Raw genomic sequence first — 281 nt, 5'->3', positions numbered from 1 at the left:
AAATTTCTCGGAAAGATGCTGATAATAGATTTAATGAAATCGTTAAAATGACAGAGGATATAAAGTAAGGAAAGGAAGAATGAGGATGGCAAGTAAACAAAAAGAAATGACGCCACAACAGCAAAGTTACCAACAACTGCAGCAAAAGCACGAGAAAAAAAGGCCTGTGTTAAAAAATTGTATAAAGGCATTTTTCGTGGGAGGTTTATTTTGCGTAGTTGGCCAAGCCATCAGTTACTTTTATATTTATTTTTTAAATTTTACAGAACAAAGTGTCGGAA

General features: G+C 33.5%; 1 protein-coding gene. It reads left to right on the top strand.

The features are described 5' to 3' along the window. Positions 1-85 precede the first annotated feature (85 nt). Positions 86-281, top strand: a 196-nt coding sequence (locus V7083_RS14660) for a SpoVA/SpoVAEb family sporulation membrane protein (protein ID WP_335479037.1), incomplete at its 3' end; no start/stop codon positions are given.

This window comes from Bacillus sp. JJ1764, from assembly GCF_036962145.1.
GTDB lineage: Bacteria > Bacillota > Bacilli > Bacillales > Cytobacillaceae > Neobacillus.
The sequence above is the reverse complement of the archived record's forward strand: the minus strand, read 5'-3'. Positions and strand labels throughout refer to the sequence as shown.